This is a genomic window from Streptomyces sp. NBC_00872, from assembly GCF_045161915.1.
Classification (GTDB): Bacteria; Actinomycetota; Actinomycetes; order Streptomycetales; family Streptomycetaceae; genus Streptomyces.
In genome coordinates, this window is the sequence record NZ_CP108806.1 from 889,920 (window position 1) to 911,889 (window position 21,970).

General features: G+C 69.8%; 16 protein-coding genes. 7 read left to right on the top strand and 9 right to left on the bottom strand.

The window, feature by feature from the left end; genetic code table 11:
* Positions 1-19: 19 nt before the first annotated feature.
* Positions 20-2,494, top strand: coding sequence for a glycoside hydrolase family 3 C-terminal domain-containing protein (locus OG214_RS03845; RefSeq protein ID WP_405983769.1), 2,475 nt, complete (start codon positions 20-22; stop codon positions 2,492-2,494).
* A 16-nt stretch (positions 2,495-2,510) separates the two neighbouring features.
* Entirely contained in the window at positions 2,511-3,695 is a 1,185-nt protein-coding gene (locus tag OG214_RS03850; RefSeq protein ID WP_405983770.1) for a LacI family DNA-binding transcriptional regulator, read from the top strand.
* A 175-nt stretch (positions 3,696-3,870) separates the two neighbouring features.
* On the opposite strand, the gene OG214_RS03855 is transcribed toward OG214_RS03850, so the two are convergent.
* Positions 3,871-5,211 (bottom strand): ROK family protein, encoded by a 1,341-nt coding sequence (locus OG214_RS03855; RefSeq protein ID WP_405983771.1) that lies wholly within the window; start codon positions 5,209-5,211, stop codon positions 3,871-3,873.
* 142 nt (positions 5,212-5,353) lie between these two features.
* On the opposite strand from OG214_RS03855, the gene OG214_RS03860 reads away from it, so the two are divergent.
* From OG214_RS03860 to OG214_RS03875, 4 genes are read left to right on the top strand one after another with little or no spacing between them, the layout of a single operon-like run.
* Positions 5,354-6,664 carry an extracellular solute-binding protein gene (locus tag OG214_RS03860; protein WP_363085043.1) on the top strand — a complete coding sequence of 437 codons (1,311 nt, stop codon included), beginning with the start codon at positions 5,354-5,356 and terminating at the stop codon, positions 6,662-6,664.
* Between the two features lie 10 nt (positions 6,665-6,674).
* The gene (locus tag OG214_RS03865) at positions 6,675-7,688 is read left to right on the top strand and encodes a sugar ABC transporter permease (RefSeq protein WP_363085044.1); all 1,014 of its coding nucleotides are present in this window, start codon (positions 6,675-6,677) and stop codon (positions 7,686-7,688) included.
* Positions 7,681-8,541, top strand: a complete 861-nt coding sequence (locus OG214_RS03870; protein ID WP_363085045.1) for a carbohydrate ABC transporter permease — start codon at positions 7,681-7,683, stop codon at positions 8,539-8,541. The genes OG214_RS03865 and OG214_RS03870 overlap by 8 nt, the downstream gene beginning before the upstream one ends.
* A gap of 20 nt (positions 8,542-8,561) precedes the next feature.
* Entirely contained in the window at positions 8,562-9,917 is a 1,356-nt protein-coding gene (locus OG214_RS03875; RefSeq protein WP_363085046.1) for a GH1 family beta-glucosidase, read from the top strand.
* Positions 9,918-10,029: 112 nt separating this feature from the next.
* Here OG214_RS03875 and OG214_RS03880 read toward each other — a convergent pair whose 3' ends face one another.
* From OG214_RS03880 to OG214_RS03915, 8 genes are all read right to left on the bottom strand, one after another.
* Positions 10,030-10,944: a PfkB family carbohydrate kinase gene (locus OG214_RS03880; protein WP_405987421.1), complete on the bottom strand. Its 915-nt coding sequence runs from the start codon at positions 10,942-10,944 to the stop codon at positions 10,030-10,032.
* Between the two features lie 38 nt (positions 10,945-10,982).
* Positions 10,983-11,972, bottom strand: a complete 990-nt coding sequence (locus OG214_RS03885; RefSeq protein ID WP_382857776.1) for a zinc-dependent alcohol dehydrogenase family protein — start codon at positions 11,970-11,972, stop codon at positions 10,983-10,985.
* The gene (locus OG214_RS03890) at positions 11,972-12,868 is read right to left on the bottom strand and encodes a carbohydrate ABC transporter permease (RefSeq protein ID WP_363086318.1); all 897 of its coding nucleotides are present in this window, start codon (positions 12,866-12,868) and stop codon (positions 11,972-11,974) included. Before OG214_RS03890 ends, OG214_RS03885 begins: the two co-directional genes overlap by 1 nt.
* Positions 12,865-13,848 carry a carbohydrate ABC transporter permease gene (locus tag OG214_RS03895; RefSeq protein WP_405983772.1) on the bottom strand — a complete coding sequence of 328 codons (984 nt, stop codon included), beginning with the start codon at positions 13,846-13,848 and terminating at the stop codon, positions 12,865-12,867. Before OG214_RS03895 ends, OG214_RS03890 begins: the two co-directional genes overlap by 4 nt.
* On the bottom strand, positions 13,845-15,164 hold the full coding sequence (locus OG214_RS03900) for a sugar ABC transporter substrate-binding protein (protein WP_363084916.1): 1,320 nt from the start codon (positions 15,162-15,164) through the stop codon (positions 13,845-13,847). Before OG214_RS03900 ends, OG214_RS03895 begins: the two co-directional genes overlap by 4 nt.
* Positions 15,165-15,423: 259 nt before the next feature.
* A complete protein-coding gene (locus OG214_RS03905; protein ID WP_363084911.1) occupies positions 15,424-16,185 on the bottom strand; it encodes a DeoR/GlpR family DNA-binding transcription regulator in 762 nt (253 codons plus the stop codon).
* Between the two features lie 463 nt (positions 16,186-16,648).
* The gene (locus OG214_RS03910; RefSeq protein ID WP_405983773.1) at positions 16,649-18,514 is read right to left on the bottom strand and encodes a discoidin domain-containing protein; all 1,866 of its coding nucleotides are present in this window, start codon (positions 18,512-18,514) and stop codon (positions 16,649-16,651) included.
* Between the two features lie 103 nt (positions 18,515-18,617).
* Positions 18,618-19,736, bottom strand: coding sequence for a DUF1996 domain-containing protein (locus OG214_RS03915; RefSeq protein ID WP_363084913.1), 1,119 nt, complete (start codon positions 19,734-19,736; stop codon positions 18,618-18,620).
* 385 nt (positions 19,737-20,121) lie between these two features.
* Here OG214_RS03915 and gndA point away from each other — a divergent pair, with 385 nt between their 5' ends.
* Complete coding sequence (gene gndA / locus OG214_RS03920) at positions 20,122-21,564, top strand: NADP-dependent phosphogluconate dehydrogenase (RefSeq protein WP_405983774.1); 1,443 nt, start codon at positions 20,122-20,124, stop codon at positions 21,562-21,564.
* The last annotated feature ends 406 nt before the right edge of the window (positions 21,565-21,970 follow it).

A 21,970-nucleotide genomic window follows, 5' to 3' on the forward strand; every position in this document is an offset into this window, starting at 1 on the left:
AGGGCGAAGGGGGTCACCTATGACCGAGGAAGAGATCGGCCATCTGCTGGAGAAGCTCGACCTCCGGCAGAAGGTGCGGCTGCTGACCGGCGCGAGCAACTGGCGTACGCACCCGGAACCGGCCCTCGGACTGCGCGCCCTCACCTTCTCCGACGGTCCCGCCGGGGTGCGCGGCGACGCCTGGGACGAACGGGACACCTCCCTCGTCCTGCCCTCCCCGAGCGCGCTCGCGGCTTCCTGGGACGAGGAGCTGGTCACCGAACTGGGCGGGCTGCTCGCGGCGGAGGCCCGGCGCAAGGGGGTCGACGTCCTGCTCGCCCCCACCCTCAATCTGCACCGGTCGCCGCTGGGCGGGCGCCACTTCGAGTGCTTCTCCGAGGACCCGCTGCTGACCGGCCGTACGGGCGCCGCGCTCGTCCGGGGCGTCCAGGGCGGCGGGGTGGCGGCCACCGCCAAGCACTTCGTCGCCAATGACGCGGAGACCGACCGGCTCACCGTCGACGTACGGGTCGACGAACAGACCTTGCGCGAGGTGTATCTCGCGCCCTTCGAGACGGCCGTCGAGGCGGGGGCCTGGGCGGTGATGTCCGCGTACAACCAGGTCAACGGGGTCACGATGGCCGCGGGACCGCTGCTGGCCGAGCCGCTCAAGGGCGAGTGGGGCTTCACGGGAGCGGTGATCTCCGACTGGGGCGCGGTCCGCTCGCTGCTCGACACCGCGCGCGCCGCGCAGGACCTGGCGATGCCGGGGCCCGGAAGCCCATGGGCCGACGGGCTGCTCGCCGCCGTACGGGAGGGGCTGGTCCCCGTGGCACGGATCGACGACAAGGTGCGCAGACTGCTGCGGCTCGCCGACCGGGTGGGCGCGCTGGGCGAGCGGCCCGTGGCACGGCGGCCGTCGGCTCCGGCGGCAGACCCGCGCGGACTGCTGCGCCGTGCGGTCGCGGCGGGGACGGTCCTGCTGCGCAACGAGGGCTGGCTGCTGCCGCTCGACCCGGCGAGGGCGCGCTCCGTCGCGGTCATCGGCCCCCATGCCACGGCGGTCCGTATCCAGGGCGGCGGCAGCGCCGAGGTGTTCCCCGCCTCCGTGGTCTCGCCGCTGGCCGGTATCACCGCCGCTCTGGACGGATCGGCCGAGGTGACCCATGTCCCGGGGCTGCCGCCGAGCGGTCTGCCCAGGCCCCTGGAGCGGAGCTGGACCCGTGACCCGCGCGACGGCGAACCGGGCGTGCTGGTACGCCTGCTGGACGCCGGCGGGACCGAACTCCACGCGGAGCACCGGCTGTCGGGGCGGATCGTGGAGCCCGCCCGGGTGCCGGGGGCGGAGACGGTGGAGATCCGGGCGCTGATCCGCCCGGACCGGGACGGCGCCTGGACGCTCGCGGTCGGCGGCTGGGGACCGGTCACCCTGTCCGTCGCCGGACGCACGGTGCTGAACGGCACCTTCCCGCTGGACTCCGACGATCCGACGCGGATCCATGTCGCCCCGCCGTACCGGTCCGTACGGGTCGCGCTGACCGCCGGGACCGAGGTCGAGGTGGTCGCCCGGCGCGGGCTCGCGCCCGGCACCGGGGTGGCCACGGTGCTGGCCGCCGCCCCGCCGCCCGGCGACCCGGCGGCCGGTCTCGCCGCGGCCGTCGCGGCGGCGCGGGACGCCGATGTCGCCGTGGTCGTCGTCGGCACCACCGAGGAGAGCGAGTCGGAGGGCCGCGACCGGGACTCGCTGGCGCTGCCGGACGGTCAGGACGAGCTGGTACGGGCCGTGGCGCGGGCCAATCCGCGGACGGTGGTGATCGTGAACGCGGGCGCTCCCGTCACCCTTCCCTGGCGTGAGGAGGTGCCCGCGCTGCTGCTCGCCTGGTTCCCCGGGCAGGAGGCCGGGGACGGTCTCGCCGATGTGCTCTTCGGACACTCCGAGCCCGGCGGCCGGCTGCCCACGACCTGGGCGGCGGCGCGGGAGGACGTACCCGTACTCCGTACCCGGCCCGAGGAGAACAGACTCGTCTACGCCGAGGGGCCGTATGTCGGCTACCGCGCCTGGCTGAGATCGGACGCCCCGCCCGCGTACTGGTTCGGCCATGGGCTGGGCTATACGACCTGGTCGTACGGCGCGCTGGAGGCACCGGACACGGTGGGCGCGGGTGAGCCCTTCGACGTCCGTGTACGGCTGCGCAACACGGGCGGGCGGCGCGGACGGGAGGTCGTACAGCTCTATCTGTCCGGTCCCGGGCCGGCGGAGCCACCGGCGCACAGGCTGGTCGGATATACGGCGGTCGTCGCGGAGCCCGGCGAGGAGGTGGTCGCGGTGGTACGGGTCGACGGCCGCGCGCCGGCGCGCTGGTCGACGGAGCGCCACCGCTGGGAGTGCGCCCCCGGCGACTACACCCTGCACGGCGGACGCTCGGCCGGGGATCTGCCGCTCGGGGCGCCGGTCACCCTGTCCACGGCGCCACCGCGCTCACCAGGGGCAACCACGGAGAGCGCTCTCCGCTGATGCTATAAAGGGGGTCATGACGGAAGACCCGCGACCGGCAGGCGCACCCACCCTGGAGGATGTGGCGCGAGCCGCCGGTGTCTCCCGCGCCACGGTCTCGCGGGTCGTCAACGGCGTCCGCAATGTCGACCCGGCGATACAGGAGTCCGTACGGCAGGCGGTGGCCGCGACCGGCTACACGCCCAACCGCGCGGCCCGCTCCCTGGTCACCCGGCGCGCGGACGCGATCGCGCTGGTGGTCTCGGGAGCCGGGGACGACTCGGACGGGGAATCGGCGGACGGCGCGGCGAACGGTTCGGCCGGTGGCACCGCCGCCGGACCGGCCCCGCGGGACACGGAAGCCACCGCCCCCGGCGCGGCCGCGGACGGGAGCGAGGGCGCGGCCGGTCCCGACGGCGCCAACAGCTCTTTCACCGCGCGGGTCTTCGCCGACCCGTTCTTCGGCCGGGTGGTGGCGGGAGTCGTCAACTACCTCCGGCCCCGGGGGATGTATCCGGTGCTGATGTTCGCCGAGACCTCCCGCACCCGTGACGAGGTCGTCTCATATCTTCGCCAGGGCAACGCGGACGGCGCGCTCGTGGTGTCGACCCACGCCGAGGATCCGCTGCCCGCGCTGATCACGGACGCGGGGCTGCCCGCCGTTCTCTACGCGCGCCCGGCCCGGCCCGCCCGTATCAGCTATGTCGATCTCGCCCATCAGGACGGCGCGCGGCTGGCCGCCGAGCATCTGCTCGCACGCGGCTGCCGGCGGATCGCCACGATCACGGGTCCGCTGGACGTGCCCGCGGGCCAGGACCGGCTGGCGGGCTTCCGCGACACGATGGCGCGGCGGGGCCATCCGTACATCCCCATCGCCGAGGGGCGGTTCACCCAGGAGAGCGGGGAGACGGCGATGGAGCGGCTGCTCGCCGAACACCCCGATCTCGACGGCGTGTTCGCGGCGAACGACCTGATGGCGGTGGGCGCGTGCCATGTCCTCCGTGAACACGGCAGACGGGTGCCGGAGGATGTCGCGGTGATCGGTTTCGACGACAGCAGCGCGGCGCTCGCCTGCCGGCCGCCGCTGACCACCATCAGACAGCCCGTGGAGGAGATGGCGGGGGAGATGGCCAGGCTGCTGCTGGACCGGCTGGCGGGCCCGGACCACGCGGTCACGTCGGTGATCTTCGAACCGTCGCTGGTGGTACGCGGCTCGGCCTGACCCGACGGGCTCCCGCGCCACTGCGCCCGGCTCTCCGTCAGACCATGGGTACGGGCTCGGGTCTCCGTCGGACCACAGGCATGGATTCGGGTCGAATCAAACGGGCATTTCGGCCGAAATAACCCAAGTGGCTACATTCCATCGACCCGTCATAAGGCCGGTGCCGTCAGCCCGGTCAGCCTGTCGGCTCCCCCGCCGCCGTCGAAGCACGGTGCCAGCGGCGGGACACGGAGATACCGCCCGGGTCCGGTTCCTGGGACGGCCCCGGGACCCTCGGACGGCTGCCGCCGCGCGCGAGGAACGCGGCGAGGGGCAGCGTCGCGGCCCCCACCGTCACCGCGTCCGGGCCGAGATGGCCCAGCTCGATGGTGGTGCGCTCCGCCGGGTGCCGGAGCGCGTACGCCTCCGCGTGGCGCCGGATCTCGGGCAGCAGATGCGGCCCGATCAGCAGTCCCGCCCAGCCGCCGAGCAGGATGCGCTCGGGCAGGAAGAGATTGATCAGATCGGCGACGGCCGCGCCCAGACATCTGGCGGTGTCGTCGAGGAGCGACACGGCCACCGGGTCGGGCTCGATGCCGTCGTCCTCGGGAAAGGCCGCTTCGAGCAGCGCCGCCAGCGCGGTCTCGTCGTCCGCGTCGTCCGGGAGCGGTCCGCCCGCTTCGTACCATCTCTCGCGCATCGCCTCCGCTCCGGCGTACGCCTCCAGACAGCCGATGGAGCCGCAGCGGCAGCGGCGTCCGCCCATGTGCACGGTGGTATGGCCCCATTCGAGCGCGCTGCCACGGCCGCTCTCCTCGACCAGCGCGCCGCCGTGGATGACGCTGGCGCCGACCCCGGAGCCGATGAGCGCGATCGCGGCCGTGCCGGCTCCCCGGCCGCCGCCGAACCACATCTCGGCCTGCCCGAGGGTCTTGGCTCCGTTGTCGATGAAGAGCGGCACCTCGGACGGTACGCCCAGAACGGCACGCAGCAGCTTCTCGAAGGGGACGGCGGTCCAGCCGATGGTCTGGCCGTGCACCACGGCCCCGTCCCGCCCGCCGCGTTCGATGATCCCGGGGACCCCGATACCGATACCGAGGAGCCGCTCCGGATCCACGCCCGCGTCGCGCAGCACATCGGCGACACCGGAACAGACATGGGAGACGATGCGCTCGACGTCGTAGCCGTGCTGGGCCAGCAGCCGGTCGGTACGGGCCAGTTCGGTGAGGGAGAGATCGAAGAGTTCGACACGGACCCGTGTCTCACCGATGTCGATTCCGATGAGCAGTCCCCCGCCGGGGGCGACACGCAGCAGTGTACGGGGGCGTCCGCCGTCGGAATCGACGACTCCCGCCTCCTCCAGAAGGCCCTCGGCGGCGAGTTCGGCAACGACGTTGCTGATAGAACCTGAACTCAGTCCGGTGGCGGCACCCAGCTCCTGGCGGCTCAGCGGACCGTCGAAATACAACCGTTGTACAACCCTGGCACGGTTGTCCCTTCGCAGGTCACGCACCGTCCGTCTGCCGCGCTCTCCCATGGTGCTCCTTCCGTGGACGCAACATACCCCGGTCCCAGGCCTTGACGCGACCTTCTCTCAGCTCTTAAATCACGTCATAAATTAAGTCATGGAGGCCGTTCGACTCTCGAACGCTGCCACCCCCGGAAAGGGGCCATCTCACATGCGCACCATCAGAGCCGCAGCAGCAGTAGCCGTCGCCAGTGCCCTCACCGCCGTCGCCGGCTGCGGTGGCGGTTCCTCCAGCGAGGGTGGAAGTAACGAATCACCCAAAACCCTGACGTACTGGGCATCCAACCAGGGGCCCAACATCGAGGCGGACAAGAAGATACTCACGCCCGAACTCAAGAAGTTCGAGGAGCAGACCGGGATCAAGGTCAAGCTCGAAGTCATCCCGTGGTCCGATCTGCTCAACCGGATCCTCGCCGCCACCACGTCGGGCGCGGGCCCCGACGTGCTGAACATCGGCAACACCTGGTCGGCCTCCCTCCAGGCCACGGGTGCGCTGCTGCCGTGGGACCAGAAGAACTTCGACGCGATCGGCGGCCGGGACCGGTTCGTCGACTCGGCGGTCGCCTCGGCCGGCGCGGAGGGTCAGGACCCCGCCGCCGTGCCGCTGTACTCGCTGTCCTACGCGCTCTACTACAACAAGAAGATGTTCGCGGACGCCGGTATCACGCAGCCTCCGGCCACCTGGGACCAGCTTGTCGCCGACGGCAAGAAGATCTCCAAGGACGGCAAGTGGGCGCTGGGCGCCGAGGGTGGCAACCTCTCCAACAACATCCACCAGGTCTTCGTGCTCGGTAAGCAGCACGGTGTCGACTTCTTCGACAAGGCGGGCAAGCCGACCTTCACCTCCGACGGCGCCGTCGCCGCGGTGAAGCAGTACGTCGACTTCATGGCCAAGGACAAGATCATCGCTCCGGGCAACGCGGAGTACGCCCAGAACCAGTCCCTCCAGGACTTCTCCAAGGGCAAGACCGCCATGGTGCTGTGGCAGGCCGCGGCCTCGACCTTCGCCTCCCAGGGCATGAAGCCCGAGGACTGGGGCGTCGCCCCCGTTCCGGTCCAGTCCGGCACCCCGGGCGCCGGCCAGAACACCAACTCCATGGTCGCCGGCATCAACATCGCGGTGTTCAACAACACCAAGAACGTCGACGGCGCCAAGAAGTTCGTGAAGTTCATGACGAGCGACGAAGAGCAGAAGCTGCTCAACAAGACGTTCGGCGCGATCCCGCCGGTGAAGGCCGCCCAGGAGGACCCGGCGTTCGCCGCGCCCGACCTGAAGGTCCTGCGTGACACGCTGGCCACCAGCGCCGCCCCGCTCCCCCAGGTCCCGAACGAGTCGCAGTTCGAGACGACCGTCGGTACGGCCGTCAAGGAGCTGTGGGCCGATGCCGCGGCCGGCAAGCCGGTGACCACCGAATCCGTCAAGGCGGCCCTGACCAAGGCCCAGCAGCAGATGGCACAGTGAGGCTTTCTCCATGACCGCCACCGTGACACCCAGTACCGGGCACAAGGCGGGCACATCGGAGAAGACGGAGAACGGGGGTGCGCGCGGACCACGTCGTCTGCTGCGCATCCCCGACCGGATCCGTCAGGGCGGTCTGCCCTATCTCCTGCTGCTGCCCGCGGTCGTGCTCGAACTGCTCATCCACATCATCCCGATGGTGATCGGGATCTGGGTGAGCTTCCGGCAGCTCACCCAGTTCTTCATCAGGAACTGGGGCAATTCGCCCTCCGCCGGTTTTGACAACTACAAGATCGCCATCGATTTCGATGCCCCGATCGGTCAGGCGCTGCTCCACTCGTTCCTGGTGACCTGCGCCTTCACCGTGCTCTCCGTCGGGCTGTCCTGGCTGTTCGGTGTGGCGGCGGCGATCATGCTCCAGGAGAACTTCCGCGGCCGGAGCATCCTGCGGACGATCTTCCTCGTCCCGTACGCCCTGCCCGTGTACGCGGCGGTCATCACCTGGGCGTTCATGTTCCAGCACGACAACGGCATCATCAATCACGTACTGCACGACCAGCTCGGCCTCACCGACGAGCCGTCGTTCTGGCTGATCGGCAACAACAGCTTCGTCGCACTGGTCATCGTCTCGCTCTGGAAGTCCTGGCCCTTCGCGTTCCTGATGCTGATGGCGGCCCTCCAGAACATCCCGCGTGATCTCTACGAGGCCGCCTCCATCGACGGAGCGGGCATCTGGCAGCAGATCCGCAAGATCACCCTGCCGTCGCTGCGCCCGGTCAACCAGGTGCTGGTGCTCGTGCTGTTCCTGTGGACGTTCAACGACTTCAACACGCCCTATGTGCTGTTCGGCAAGTCGGCCCCGGAAGCGGCGGACCTGATCTCGATCCATATCTACCAGTCGTCGTTCGTCACCTGGAACTTCGGTTCGGGATCCGCGATGTCCGTCCTGCTGCTGCTCTTCCTGCTGGTCGTCACGGCGGTCTATCTGCTCGTCACCTCACGGGGAAGGAAGGGCTCCGATGCCTAGGCCCAGGTCTCCCATCGCACCGCCGCAGTCGTTCATCTGGACGCGCCGTGTCGTTCTCACACTGCTGGCGGCCTTCGCGCTGCTGCCCGTCTATGTGATGGTCAGCAGCTCGCTCAAGCCGCTCCAGGACGTGTCGGGCAAGTTCCAGTGGTTCCCGACGAACCTCACGGTCCGTCCGTACTTCGACATCTGGAAGACCGTCCCGCTCGCGAAGTACTTCGTGAACTCGCTGATCGTGGCCGGTTCCGCGACCGTGCTCTCCGTCGTGATCGCGGTGTTCGCCGCGTACGCGGTGAGCCGCTACCGCTTCCGCGGCAAGCGGGTGTTCACCGTCACGGTGCTCTCCACCCAGATGTTCCCCGGTATCCTCTTCCTGCTCCCGCTGTTCCTGATCTTCGTGAACATCGGGAACAGCACGGGCGTCGAGCTGTACGGCTCGCGCGGCGGTCTGATCCTCACCTATCTGACGTTCTCGCTGCCGTTCTCCATCTGGATGCTGATCGGGTACTTCGACTCGATCCCCAGGGAGCTGGACGAGGCCGCCATGGTGGACGGCGCCGGGCCCATCCGCGCGCTCTTCCAGGTGGTGGTGCCCGCCGCGGTACCCGGCATCGTCGCCGTCGCCGTCTACGCGTTCATGACGGCCTGGGGCGAAGTCCTCTTCGCCTCCGTCATGACCAACGACACCACCAGGACCCTGGCCGTCGGTCTCCAGGGGTACGCCACCCAGAACGATGTCTACTGGAACCAGATCATGGCCGCCTCGCTGGTCGTCAGCGTGCCCGTGGTCATCGGGTTCCTTCTTCTCCAGCGCTACCTCGTCGCCGGCCTGACCGCGGGCGCCGTGAAGTGACCCATTCAGAAAGGCAGTCCGTGAACGACCTCAACGCCCTCCCCCACGATTTCACCTGGGGCGTCGCCACCGCCGCGTACCAGATCGAGGGAGCCGTGGCCGAGGACGGCCGTACCCCCTCCATCTGGGACACGTTCTCGCACACTCCGGGCAAGATCGACAACAACGACAACGGCGATGTGGCCTGCGACCACTACCACCGCGTGCCCGAGGACATCGGGCTGATGAAGCAGCTCGGTGTGGACGCGTACCGGTTCTCGATCGCCTGGCCGCGGATCGTGCCCGGCGGTGACGGACCGGTGAACGAGCGCGGGCTCGCGTTCTACGACCGGCTGGTGGACGGTCTGCTGGAGGCGGGCATCACCCCGTTCGCCACGCTCTACCACTGGGATCTGCCGCAGATCCTCCAGGACCGCGGCGGCTGGCCGTCCCGGGACACCGCCGAGCACTTCGCGGCGTACGCCTCGGCCGTCGCCGAGCGGCTCGGTGACCGGGTGAAGGACTGGGCGACCCTCAACGAGCCGCTCTGCTCGTCCTGGATCGGCCATCTCGACGGCACGATGGCGCCGGGACTGACCGATCTGACGGCCGCCGTGCGCACCTCGTACCACCTCCACCTCGGGCACGGTCTCGCGGTGCAGGCGATCCGCGCGGCCTCCTCGGACGCCCGGGTCGGCATCGTCAACAATCTCAGCCCGATCGAGCCGGCGAGCGACAGCGACGCGGACCGCGCCGCCGCCGTCCGTGCCGACGGTCACACGAACCGCTGGTGGCTGGACCCGATCCACGGCCGCGGCTACCCGCAGGACATGCTCGATCTGTACGGGGTGGATCTGCCGGTGCGCCCCGGCGATCTGGAGACCATCGCGACGCCGCTGGACTGGCTGGGGCTCAACTACTACTTCCGCCAGATCGTCCAGGACGACCCGACGGGCCCGGCGCCGTTCGCCCGCCAGGTGGACGTGCCGGACGCCCGCCACACCCACATGGGGTGGGAGGTGCACGCCGACGGTCTGGAGCAGCTCCTGCTCCGGCTGAAGGACGAGTACGGCGCGCAGCGGATCTTCGTCACCGAGAACGGCTCGGCCTTCCCCGACACCGTACGGGCGGACGGCACCGTCGACGACCCCGAGCGTGCCCGGTATCTGGACGAGCATCTCGCCGCCTGCGCGCGCGCCGTGGAGAAGGGCGCCCCGCTCGCCGGGTACTTCGCCTGGTCGCTGATGGACAACTTCGAGTGGGCGTACGGCTACGACAAGCGGTTCGGTCTGGTCCACGTGGACTACGAGACCCAGCGCCGCACCATCAAGGGCAGCGGCCACCGCTACGCGGAGATCATCCGCGCCCTGTCCGGGAGGAACCGCGAGGCGGCCTGACACGGACATGAGCACCGAGCGCGTCGCGTAACGCCTGACGTGTGAACGGCTGGAGCCACCGCCCTGGGGAGGGGGACGGTGGCTCCGGCCGTTGGGGGTGAGGACCCCGGTGTTATTGGTTCAGATAAGGGCGGATATCAATTTCTTTCGATGGTTCCGTACCGGTCTGGGCGCACACCGAGGCGGCCACCTGAGAGGCGAAGCCCAGCATCCGCGCCACCTCGTCGGGCGACAGCGCGGCGGCGCCCCCCTCCCGGTGCGCCCCGGTGGTGGTCAGCCAGTGGAGAAGTCCGGACATGAAGGCGTCTCCCGCGCCGATGGTGTTGACCACCTCGACCGGCACTGCGGGCACGGACACCGGCTCCGAGGAGCCCGCGTACCCCGTACTGCCCTTGGCGCCACGGGTGACCACCACGAGCCTGCCCTCCGCGGCCAGCCTCCGGCAGGTCTCGTCGGGGTCGGTGCCGGGCCAGAGCCGTACCAGATCCTCGTCGCTGGCCTTGACGACCTGGGCCAGCGAGCACAGCTCGCGCAGCCGCCGCACGCCCGTCTCCGGATCGATCGTCCGGTCCTCGCGCACATTGGGGTCCACCACCAGCAGGGAGCGCGCGGCGGCGGCGCGCGCGGTGGACGCGACGGCCTCGGCGGCCGGTCCGACGACCGCCGCGACACCGCCCGCGTACACCGCGGCGAACCGGTCCACCTCGGCGGAGTGGTCCGGCAGCCGGAAGGTCGCCGTGTCCTGGAGATGGAAGTGGTAACTGGTGCCCTCCGGGCCCGGGTCGGCGACCGCGAGCGTGGTGGGCAGCTCCGAGCGCGCGCAGAGACCGAGCTCCGTACCGGCCGAGACCAGCCGCTGTTCGATCATCCGCGCGAAGCCGTCCCCGCCGAGCGCGCCCGCGAACCAGCTCGGCGTACCGAGCCGGGCGAGTCCCGTCGCGACATTGGCGGGGGCGCCGCCCGGCTCGGCGCGGTAGGCCGCCGGGTCCTGCGGTGACGGTACGAGGTCGATGAGCGCCTCCCCCATCACCAGGACGGCGCCCTCGCGGACCGGCCGCTCCTGCGTCACGGCTCCACCACGATCTTGCGGCCCTGGCCCGCCTTGAACCGCTCGATCGCCTGCGGGTACTCCTCCAGCGGCATCCGGTCGCTGATGAAGACCGCGGGGTCGAGCACACCGGTGGCGAAGAGCGCGGCGGCCCGCTCGTAGCTGTGCAGCACCGCCATGGAGCCGGTGATGGTGATCTCCTGGTTGTAGATGCGGTACGGCTCGATGACCGCGGTCGTCGCGTAGTCGGAGACCCCGAACTGGAGGAAGGTGCCGCCCTTGGCGACCCGGCCGAGACCGTCCTGGATGGCGGCCGCGTTCCCGGTGGCGTCGATCACGAAGTCCCAGCCGCCCGGCCGGTCGAACTCCTCCGCCGAGGCGGCGGTGCGCGAACAGCCGAGCTTGCTCGCCGTCGCCAGCCGCTCCGGGTTGATGTCCAGGACGTCGACGGCGGCGGCGCCGGTGCGCTTGGCGAGTTCGAGCATCATGAGTCCCATGGTCCCCGAACCGTAGATCAGCACCTCGGCGCCGAGCGTGGAGCTGAGGACGTCGTATCCGCGGACCGCGCAGGAGAGCGGTTCGATCAGCGCCGCGTCCCGTACGTCGATGTGGTCGGGCAGCTTGACACAGTTGGCGACGGGCGCGACGGCGTACTCGGCGGCGCCGCCGGGCTTGCTGACACCGATCGCGTTCCACCGGTCGCACAGGTTGCCCCGTCCGGCCCGGCAGTAGCGGCACTCGTGGCAGTACAGCGACGGGTCGACGGCCACCTTGTCGCCCACGGCCAGTTCAGTGACGTCGGAGCCGATTTCCACGATCTCACCGGCGAACTCGTGACCGGGCACGATCGGCAGGGTGGGCGCGAACTCCCCCTGGAGAATGTGCAGATCGGTGCCGCACAGGCCGCACGACGCGACGGAGACGACCACATCCCGGGGGCCCGGGGTGGGGTCGGGCACCGTCGTGACGGAGACCTTGCCGACGGCTTCGACGATCGCTGCCCTCATTACTTAACAGCTCCAAGAGAAAGGCCCTGGACCAGCTTGTCCTGGGCGGCGAAACCGGCTGCGAGCACCGGCAGGGAGACAACGACGGACGCCGCGCAGAGCTGGGCGAGGAAGAGCCCCTGGCTGGTGACGAAGCCCGTCAGGAAAACAGGTGCGGTCTGGGCCGTCACCCCGGTGAGCACCCGGGCGAAGAGCAGCTCGTTCCAGCTGAAGATGAAGCAGATCAGGGCGGTGGCCGCGATGCCCGGCGCGGCGACCGGTGCGACCACCCGGGCCAGCACCGTCGGCAGCCGGGCGCCGTCCACCTGGGCGGCCTCGATGATGGAGACCGGGACGTCCGCGAGGAAGGACTGCATCATCCAGACCGCGATCGGCAGATTCATCGAGGTGTAGAGGATGACGAGCAGCCAGATGTTGTCCAGCATGCCGACGTTCTTCGCGAAGAGATACACGGGCAGCAGTCCGGCCACGACCGGCAGCATCTTCGTGGAGAGGAAGAAGAACATCACGTCCGTCCACTTCTCCACCCGCTTGATGGAGAGGGCGTACGCCGCGGGGAGCGCCAGGACCAGCACGAACACCGTGGAGAACAGGGACGCCGTCAGGGAGTTGATCAGCGGCGGCCAGGGGCTCGCGCCGCCTCCCGCGCCGAAGAAGACCCGGTAGCTGTCGAGGGTGAGTCCCGCGCCGAAGGAGGGCGGGTTGGTCGCCGCGTCCGCCTCCGAGTGGAACGAGGTGAGCAGCATCCAGAGCGCCGGCAGACAGAAGACGACACCGACGATCCAGGCGAGCAGCCCGAGTCCGGCGGAGCGCCGCCTGGCCCGCCGGGCGGCGGGCGCGTACGGATCGATCCTGGGCTGTGCGACCGCCGTCCGCGGGGCCGAGAAGGTACTCATGCGCGGTTCGCCTCCTCACTGAAGAGGGACGAGACGACGCGCAGGGCGAAGGTCGCGATCACGATCGTGCCGATCACGACGACGACTCCGGCGGCGGAGGCCAGTCCGTACTCGTGAGCCTGGTAGAAGGTCTGGTAGATGGTGTACGGGAGGTTCGCGGTGCCGAGCCCGCCCGAGGTGAGGGTGAAGACCGCGTCGAAGTTCTGCACGATGTAGATCGAGCCGAGCAGGACGCCCAGTTCCAGATAGCGGCGCAGATGCGGCAGCGTCAGAAAGCGGAAGGTCTGCCAGGCGGTCGCGCCGTCCAGCTTCGCGGCCTCGATGATCTCGGCCGGCCTGCTCTGGAGCCCGGCGAGCAGGATGAGCATCATGAACGGTGTCCACTGCCAGACGAGGGACGCCTCGACCGCGATCAGGGGCATGTCCGAGATCCAGTCCGGCTGGGCCGGACTGCTCACCCCGAACAGTCCGGTGAACCACGCCCAGGCCCCGTTGAACAGGCCGTACTCGGGGTTGTAGAGCGCGTGCTTCCACAGCAGCGCCGCCGAGACGGGGACCAGCAGGAACGGGGTGATGAGCAGGGTACGGACAAAGCCGCGGCCGAAGAACTTGCGGTCCAGCAGCAGGGCGAGCAGCAGTCCGAGGATCACGCTGACGATCACGACGCTCGCGGTGAGCAGGACGGTGGTGAACACCGACTCCCGCAGGCTCGCGTCGGAGAACACGGACCCGTAGTTGGCGAGTCCGGCGAAGCCGCGCTCGTCGGGGGCGAGCGAGTTCCAGTCGAAGACCGAGATCACCAGCGTCGCCACGAAGGGCAGCTGGGTGACCGCGATCAGGAAGACCAGCGCGGGCAGCAGCGGGGCCCGGGTGGCCCAGGCGCGGGCCCGGCCGGAGGCCCTCCGGCCGGCGCGCCGTGGGGCGCCGGGGCGCGACGCGCCGGCCGGGGAGAGCGGGGGGGTAGTGACGGAGGTGCTCACTGCTGCTCCTTGCCGACCTTCTCGGCGAGCGCCTGCGAGGTCTTCAGCGCCTCGGCCACCGACTTCTTGCCCGCGATGGCGGCGCTGATCTCCTGCGAGACCTTGGTGCCCAGATCGGTGAACTCGGGGATGTCGACGAACTGGATGCCGACGGTCGGGCGCGGCTGGGTGCCCGGGTCACGCGGGTTCGCGGTGGCGATGGCCTCCTTGGTGACCTCGGCGAAGGCCGCCGCGTCCTTCAGATAGTCGGGGTTGGCGTAGGTCGAGGCGCGCTTGCCCGCGGGCACGTTGGCCCAGCCGATCTTCTCGCCGACGAGGTTCTCGTACTCCTTGCTGGACGCCCAGGAGATGAACTTCCACGCGCTCTCGGTCTTGGTGGAGGCCTTCTGCATGCCCCAGGCCCAGGTGTAGAGCCAGCCCGAGCTCTCCGTCTTGTCCACGGGGGCCGGCACATAGCCGATCTTGCCCTTGACCGGGGAGCCCTTGGCCTCCAGCGATCCGGCGCCCGCGGTGGCGTCGTACCACATGGCCGAGTTGCCCTGCGTCATGTTGTTGAGGCACTCGGCGTAGCCGGACTGCGGAGCGCCCGCCTGGCCGTGGTCACGCACCAGGTCGACATAGAACTGGGTCGCCTTGGTGAACTCCGGGGAGGTGAGCTGCGCTTCCCAGTCCTTGGTGAACCAGGTGCCGCCCATGGTGTTGACGACGGTGGTCAGCGGCGCGATGACCTCGCCCCAGCCGGGCAGTCCGCGCAGACAGATGCCCTTCATGTTCTCCTGCGCGCCGTCCACCTTGGCGGCGAGGTCGGCGACCTGCTGCCAGGTGGGCTTCGCGGGCATCGTGAGCTTCTTCGCCTCGAAGACGTCCTTGCGGTACATCAGGAAGGACGACTCGCCGTAGAAGGGCTCGCCGTAGAGCTTGCCGTCCTCGGCGGTCAGGGACTCCTGGAGCGGCTTGAGTATGTCGGCCTGGTCGAAGGCCTTGTCCTTGGCGGAGTACTCGTCGAGCGAGTGCAGCCAGCCGTTCTTCGCGTAGAACGGGACCTCGAAGTTGCTGATGGTGGCGACGTCGTACTGACCGGCCTGGTTGGAGAAGTCCTGGGTGATCTTGTCGCGGACGTCGTTCTCCGGCAGGACCGTGAAGTTGACCTTGATCCCGGTCTCCTTGGTGAAGTTGTCCGCGGTGAGCTTCTGCAACTCGACCATCTGCGGGTTGTTCACCATGAGCACATTGAGCGTGTCGTCCCCCGAGGAGGAGGTGCCGCCCGCGCCGCTGCACCCCGCGAGCAGGGCCACCAGGGCGGCGCTCGCGGCCATACGTACACGGATTCCGCCGCTTCCACCGAAGCGCCGTTGCTGGAGTGGCTGGAGTGGCATGACGTTCTCTCCTGATCGTTTGATGCGGGAAGACATGGGGGTGCCGGATGGGAAGGCACCAGGGTTGCTTGAGGGGATGGAGGGTGGGACGGATACACGAAGGGGGTTACGGGTATGAAATGAAAAACGTGACCCGAGTGACCCGGTGGGGCGGGACGGGATGTGCGGGGATGCGAGGGGACACAAGGACGTGGTGGGGTCAGACGCGAATGACCTGCGGCCCGAGCAGCGAGTAGCGCTGCGCCTCGGCCGAGGGCAGTCCCGCGTCCGTGACGATCGACTCGAAGTCACCGACCTCGGCGAAGCGGCAGAAGCTGACCGCGCCGAACTTGGTGTGGATCCCGGCGAAGACCCGGCGGCGCGCGCTCCGCATGGCCTGGGCCTTGACCTCGCTGACCGCCGGATCGGGGGTGGTCAGACCGTACTCACGGGATATGCCGTTCGCTCCGACGTACGCCAGGTCGATGACGAACTCGGAGAGCATCCGGGTGGTCCAGTGGTCGACCGTGGCCATCGTGGAGCCGCGGACCCGGCCGCCGAGCAGCAGTACGGCGATCTTCTCCGCGTCGGCGAGCGCGGTCGCCACCGCGAGGGAGGCGGTCACCACCGTCAGCGGGCGGTCCCGGGGCAGCGCCTCGGCGACGAGCTGAGGGGTGAAGCCCTCGTCGACGAAGACCGTCTCCGCGTCGCCGAGAAGATCGGCGGCGGCCGCCGCGATCCGGGACTTCTGGGGCACGAGCCGGGTGGTCCGTACCGCGAGAGTGGTCTCGAATCCGGCGCTCTCCACCGGATAGGCGCCGCCGTGGGTGCGCCGCACCAGCCCGTGTTCCTCCAGGGCGTGCAGATCGCGCCGAACGGTCTCCTTGGCGACCCGAAGTCTCCCCGCCAGGGCGGTGACCTCCACCGACCCGTCTCGTCGGGCGATCTCAAGGATTTCTCGTCGGCGCTCGTCGGTGTCCACGACAACACACTTCCCTGCTTTGCTGCGGCTCAGCACCCGTTCGGGCTCATGGGTCGTTTGTACAAGCAAGAGACCGGCCGCGACCAGCTTCTTCACAGCCTCGACTGTGCCCGTTCATGCCCGTTTCGGGAAGGGTGTTTGCGCTGATCACCTCAGCGACCGGGGTGACTGTTGCCCGGATCACTGCCCGATTGACGTGCGCCTCGCGCCCGTTCGGCGCCCGGTGCGGTACACGCTTTTCCCGCAATCGGAACCGGTATACGGAAGCGCGCCACCCCCGAAGCCCGGCGCGGGACAGAGAGAATCCGCGGCGGGCCATGGGGGTCCATGGCCCGCCGCGGAGTGCCGCCCAGCGCCGCCGGCGGGGGAGGAGACGGCGCGGCCGGGGTCGGTGAACCGGGTCGGGCGCGTGGTCAGGCGCGTGGTCGGGCCTCCGCGCCAGACGTCCGGCCAGGTGTCCGGGTCAGCTGTAGACGCCGAACTCGTAGAGGGAGTAACCCCAGCCGGTTCCCCGCACTGTGGTATTTACCCTGACATAGCGGGCATTTCCGGCGAGTTCATGATCATCGATCCCGCCGTTGCCATCGGCCACGGTCCTCAGCGTGGCCCAGTTCTGCCCGTCGTCGGAGGTCTGGACGGTGTAGCCCTTGGCGTACGCGGTCTCCCAGGCGAGCTGGACATGGCGGAACGCCGTCTTCTGGCCGAGATCGACCTGGATCCACTGCGGATCGCTCCAGTCGCTCGCCCACCGCGTGTCGAACGAGCCGTCGACGGCATTGCCCGCGGGGCAGGGGCAGCCGGTGCCGGCCGCCTGCCCCGAGGACGCCGTGGCCGGCTTGCCCCTGGCGACATTGGTCCCGCCGACCGGCGGCGGCACCACCTTGAAGGACTTGGTCTCGATGCCCACATTGCCCTTGCCGTCGCTCGCCTTGACATAGACCTTCCAGACACCGAGCCGCTCGGGCGCGACGAGCCGGAACGTGCCGTTCCCCAGGGCGGTGAAGGGCGTTTCGACCAACTGCCCGGAGTTGTCCAGGTACTTGCCACCGAGGAGCAGCTGGTACGAGAGCGGATCGCCGTTCGGGTCCGTGACCGAGGCGCGTACGGTGAACTCCCGGCCCGCGGGCACCGAGGCGGCCCCGTCGACCGACATCGAGGAGATCACGGGCGGGGTGTTGTCCTGGGAGGTGTTCCCTCCGTACGCCCTCTTCACCGCGTAGTACGAGAGCCGCTTCTGGCCCGCGGGAAGCAGATTGAACCAGACTCCGCCGAAGTCGTACTCCGTGCCGTAGTGGAAGAGAGTCGCGCCGAGCGCCACGCCCCGGTGGCCGGTGACGCAGTCCCACGCCCTGGTGTAGCCGGCGGCCTTCGCGGTGTCGGCGGGCTCGTCGGGCACACCGTTGGCGTCGTTCGGCACCTCCCACTCACCGGCGGGACCGCCCTCGGTGACGATGTACGGCTTGGTGTAGCCGCCGTCCTGCCAGGTCTTCTGGATATTGCAGACATCGCCGTACGAGTTCACCGCGTACAGATCGAGGTCGGGCGCGTTGCGCCGGTAGTACGGCCAGGCGCCCGTCCACGCGTCGGTCGAGGTCACCGGGTGGTTGGGGTCGACGGCGTGGATCCTCTTCGCGATGTCGTTGACAAAGGTCGTGTACGCGTTGCGCTGCTGCTCCAGCGCGTCGCCGCTGTAGCAGTTCTGGAGGCCGAGGACGGACTCGTTGCCGACGTTCCACATCAGAACACCGGGGTGGTCCCGGTAGGTCTCCACCCAGCGGGGGAACTCCGCGAGCATATTGTTCTTGTACGTGGTGTCCGTCAGATAGTTGACACAGCCACCGCTCCCGGGACCGCCGCCCGGCTGGAGCCAGAAGCCCGCGATGACCTTGACGCCGTTGGCCGCCGCCGCGTCGAACAGCGGCCGGCTGCCGGCATCGGTGCCCCAGGTCCGTACGGTATTGGCGCCCATCGACTTCACGTCGGGCATGTACCGCGCCGCGTCGGCCGCGGCGGGGCCCCAGGTCAGACCCTTGACCTGGTACGGCGCCCCGTCGACGGTGAGCTGCCAGGCGCCCTGCGCTCCGGTGACCTTGACGACGCTGCCCGCGGCGTGCGCGGCGGGGGCGGGGAGGACCACCACGCAGGCCGCGAACAGGGCGGCGACGGCGACCGGGGCCGCGCGCCGGATTCCGACGGCCCGTCGCAGGACGGCGGAGAGCCGCGCGACTCGTCGGCGCACGGCGGGCAGGTGGACGGCCGGCCGGTGGACGGGTGGTCGGTCGACGGGTGGTCGATGTGCGGGTGGCTGGTGTGCGGGTGGTCGGCGCATGGGGTGCTGTCTCCTCGTGGGGGTGGCTGTGCGGGTGGGGATCTGGACGGGAGAGCGCTCTCCCGTAAGGGTGCGGTCCACCCCTACGGGAGAGCGGCCCGGATCAGGGCAGTTCGTAGTTCGCGTTCAGCGCCGCGCCCGCCTCGGGGTGCGTCTGGTCGTACCCACGGGCGTCACACTGGAGCCCGCCGATGACACAGTGCTGGACCAGGGCGTTCAGCGTGCGGTCGTCCCAGGCGTTGAAGAAGTCGTAGTGGAACGTGTGCCCCACCCCGCTCGCCAGCCTCACCTGTGACATATCACCGTTGACGGGCCAGGCCATCTTGAACTCGATCATCGGCAGCGCCACCGGATGCGAGGGCGGGCAGACGTCCTGGTTGGCGCCCTGCGCTCGCGGATAGGCCATATGGCTCTGGTGATCCGGTGTGTCCAGATACCGTCCGTCCCAGCAACTCGGCGCCTGGAAACGGAGATTGAGCTGGACATCCGGCCGGGCCGGGCAGGACGCGGGGAACTCGGTGTTCTTGTAGCTCTCCCCGCACTCCCAGCCCTCCACCCAGCCCCGGTGGTTGCGGAACTGCTCGGCGGTCTGCATCGGACTGCCGACGACGAAGCGCAGTCCCTTGGGGAACGGCCGCACCGAGCGGTAGTCGGTGACACCCGACTTGTAGTAGATGGTCTGCGGACCGACCGGCGCGACCGCGGTGTTCCCCTTGTACAGGGTCGGCATCCAGTACGCGGACTTGTCACCGGGCGCCTTGCACGCGGTGCCGCCGCCGCTCAGCGAAGCCGTGGTGCTGTTCGCGTCGGTCGTGTTGTTGCCCATGAAGGTGTGGTCGTGCGACTTGCCCGGCTGGCCGGGGTAAACGATCGGGTCGTCCGGCCGGGTGTGCGTCATGGAACAGTTCGCCTGGAACTCGTGGAAATACCGGGTCGGCGGGATCTCCGCGGACGGCACGACACCGGTCACCGGCGGATTGGCCGGAATATATCCGTCCCCGTCGGGATCGTCGCCGGACGGTACGGGGACGGCCGGGGCCATTCGGTGACCCGCGTGGGCCGCCTGGGCCGCCGCGGGCGGACCGGCCGCCTGTGGAGTGGCCTCGGCGGTCGCGGTGTCCGGTATCGCGATGAGCCCGAACGCCACCAGAGCAAGGGCGGTGGCGACAAGCAACGCGGACACCAGTGCGGTACTGCGGAATTCGCGCAATCTTTCGGCCATGCGGACCTCCATGCCGCTCTTCAGCCGCACCCGTCAGAGGGTGCGGTGGGGGGGAAGTGGAGCCGGAAGGTGCACCGCGGAGAGCCGGTCCCACAGCCGGTGAAGAACCCGGGATCACTGCGGGAGAGCGCTCTCCAAAGCGCTGTCAGTGTTACGCCGTCGCTGAGAGAGTGTCAATACTTCGTGAACGAGGCCCGGTCGAGGCACGCCGTACTCGTCTCGCGCTCACGCGCAGAACACGGCACGATGCGTCAGGTCCGGAATGTATGAGGTCCGGGCCCGCTTGACGACTGATGAACGGCCATGTCCGACGGTACGTACCGCTCCCCAGCGGGACCTACCGGCGGCGCGCGGCGCATCCTACGGATATCCAGGAGCACAGGACATGAGTGGAACTGCCCAGATCGGTGTCACGGGGCTCGCGGTCATGGGCCGCAATCTCGCCCGGAACTTCGCCCGGAACGGCTTCACGGTCGCGGTGCACAACCGCACCGCGTCGAAGACCCGTGCCCTGGTGGAGGAGTTCGGCGATGAGGGCACCTTTGTCGCCGCGGAGTCCGCGGCGGACTTCGTCGCGGCGCTGGAGCGGCCCCGCCGGCTGATCATCATGGTCAAGGCCGGCGCCCCGACCGATGCCGTGATCGAGGAGTTCGCCCCGCTGCTGGAGGAGGGCGACGTCATCATCGACGGCGGCAACGCCCACTTCGCCGACACCCGGCGCCGGGAGAAGGATCTGCGTGAGCGCGGTATCCACTTCGTCGGTGTGGGCATCTCGGGCGGCGAGGAGGGCGCGCTGCACGGACCGAGCATCATGCCGGGCGGCTCCGTCGAGTCGTACGCCTCGCTCGGCCCGCTGCTGGAGCGGATCGCCGCCAAGGCGCCCGACGGCGCGCCCACGGTGGCGCACATCGGCCCCGACGGCGCCGGCCACTTCGTGAAGATGGTGCACAACGGTATCGAGTACGCCGATATGCAGCTCATCGCCGAGGCGTACCACCTGCTGCGGGCCGTCGCGGGCTACTCCCCCGCCAAGATCGCCGAGACCTTCAGGACCTGGAACACCGGCCGGCTCGACTCGTATCTGATCGAGATCACGGCCGAGGTGCTCGCCCACACGGACGCGGCGACCGGGAAGCCGTTCGTGGACATCGTGACCGACCAGGCCGAGCAGAAGGGCACCGGCCGCTGGACCGTACAGATCGCCCTCGATCTGGGGGTGCCGGTCTCCGGTATCGCCGAGGCGGTCTTCGCGCGCTCGCTCTCCGGCCACGCCGGGCTGCGCGACGCGTCCCGCTCGCTGCCGGGCCCGACGGCGGCGCCGCTCTCCGAGGCGGACGCGGCGCGCTTCGCCGACCAGGTCGAGCAGGCGCTGTACGCGTCGAAGATCGTCTCGTACACCCAGGGCTTCCACCAGATCCAGGCGGGCAGCGACGAGTACGACTGGAACATCGACCTCGGTTCGGTCGCCTCGATCTGGCGGGCCGGGTGCATCATCCGTGCCGCGTTCCTCGACCGGATCCGCGAGGCCTACGACACTCAGCGCGAGCTGCCGAGTCTCCTCTCCGACAAGCAGTTCGCCGAGGAGATCGGCGCGGCGCAGGAGGACTGGCGCGCGGTGGTCGCCACGGCCGTGCACCAGGGGGTGCCGACGCCGGGCTTCGCCGCGGCGCTCTCGTACTACGACGCGCTGCGCGCCGACCGGCTGCCCGCCGCGCTCACCCAGGGGCAGCGGGACTTCTTCGGCGCGCACACCTACCGGCGCACGGACCGCGAGGGCTCGTTCCACACCCTCTGGGGCGGCGACCGCTCCGAGGTCTCGACCGACTAGGTCCTGTACGGCTCCGGTCAGCCGAGCGGCCCGGGTGCGGGTTCGGGTTCCGGCCCCGGTACGGGGTCGGGGCCCGGCGGCGGGCCCGGGATCGGGTCCGGCGGGGGCATGGGCGTGGGGCTCGGCGGCGGCGTCGGGTGCGGCGGCGGTGTGGGCATCGGCGGTGGACCGGGCGGCACCGGATCCGGGCCGGGCCGCGGCGGGATGGGTGCGGGCGGTACCGGATCGGGGTGAACGGGGTCCGGATTCGGGCTGGTCATGGCCTTGCCTCCCGTGGTGCGGGCGTTGTGCGTTCTCACTGTCTCCCGGTGCGCGTGCCCACGCGCGCCGGGTCCACGCGTGATCCGGCCGGTACGGGCCGCACGTCCGCGCGGGGGCGTCCCGCGCGGACGACGTCCACGAGACG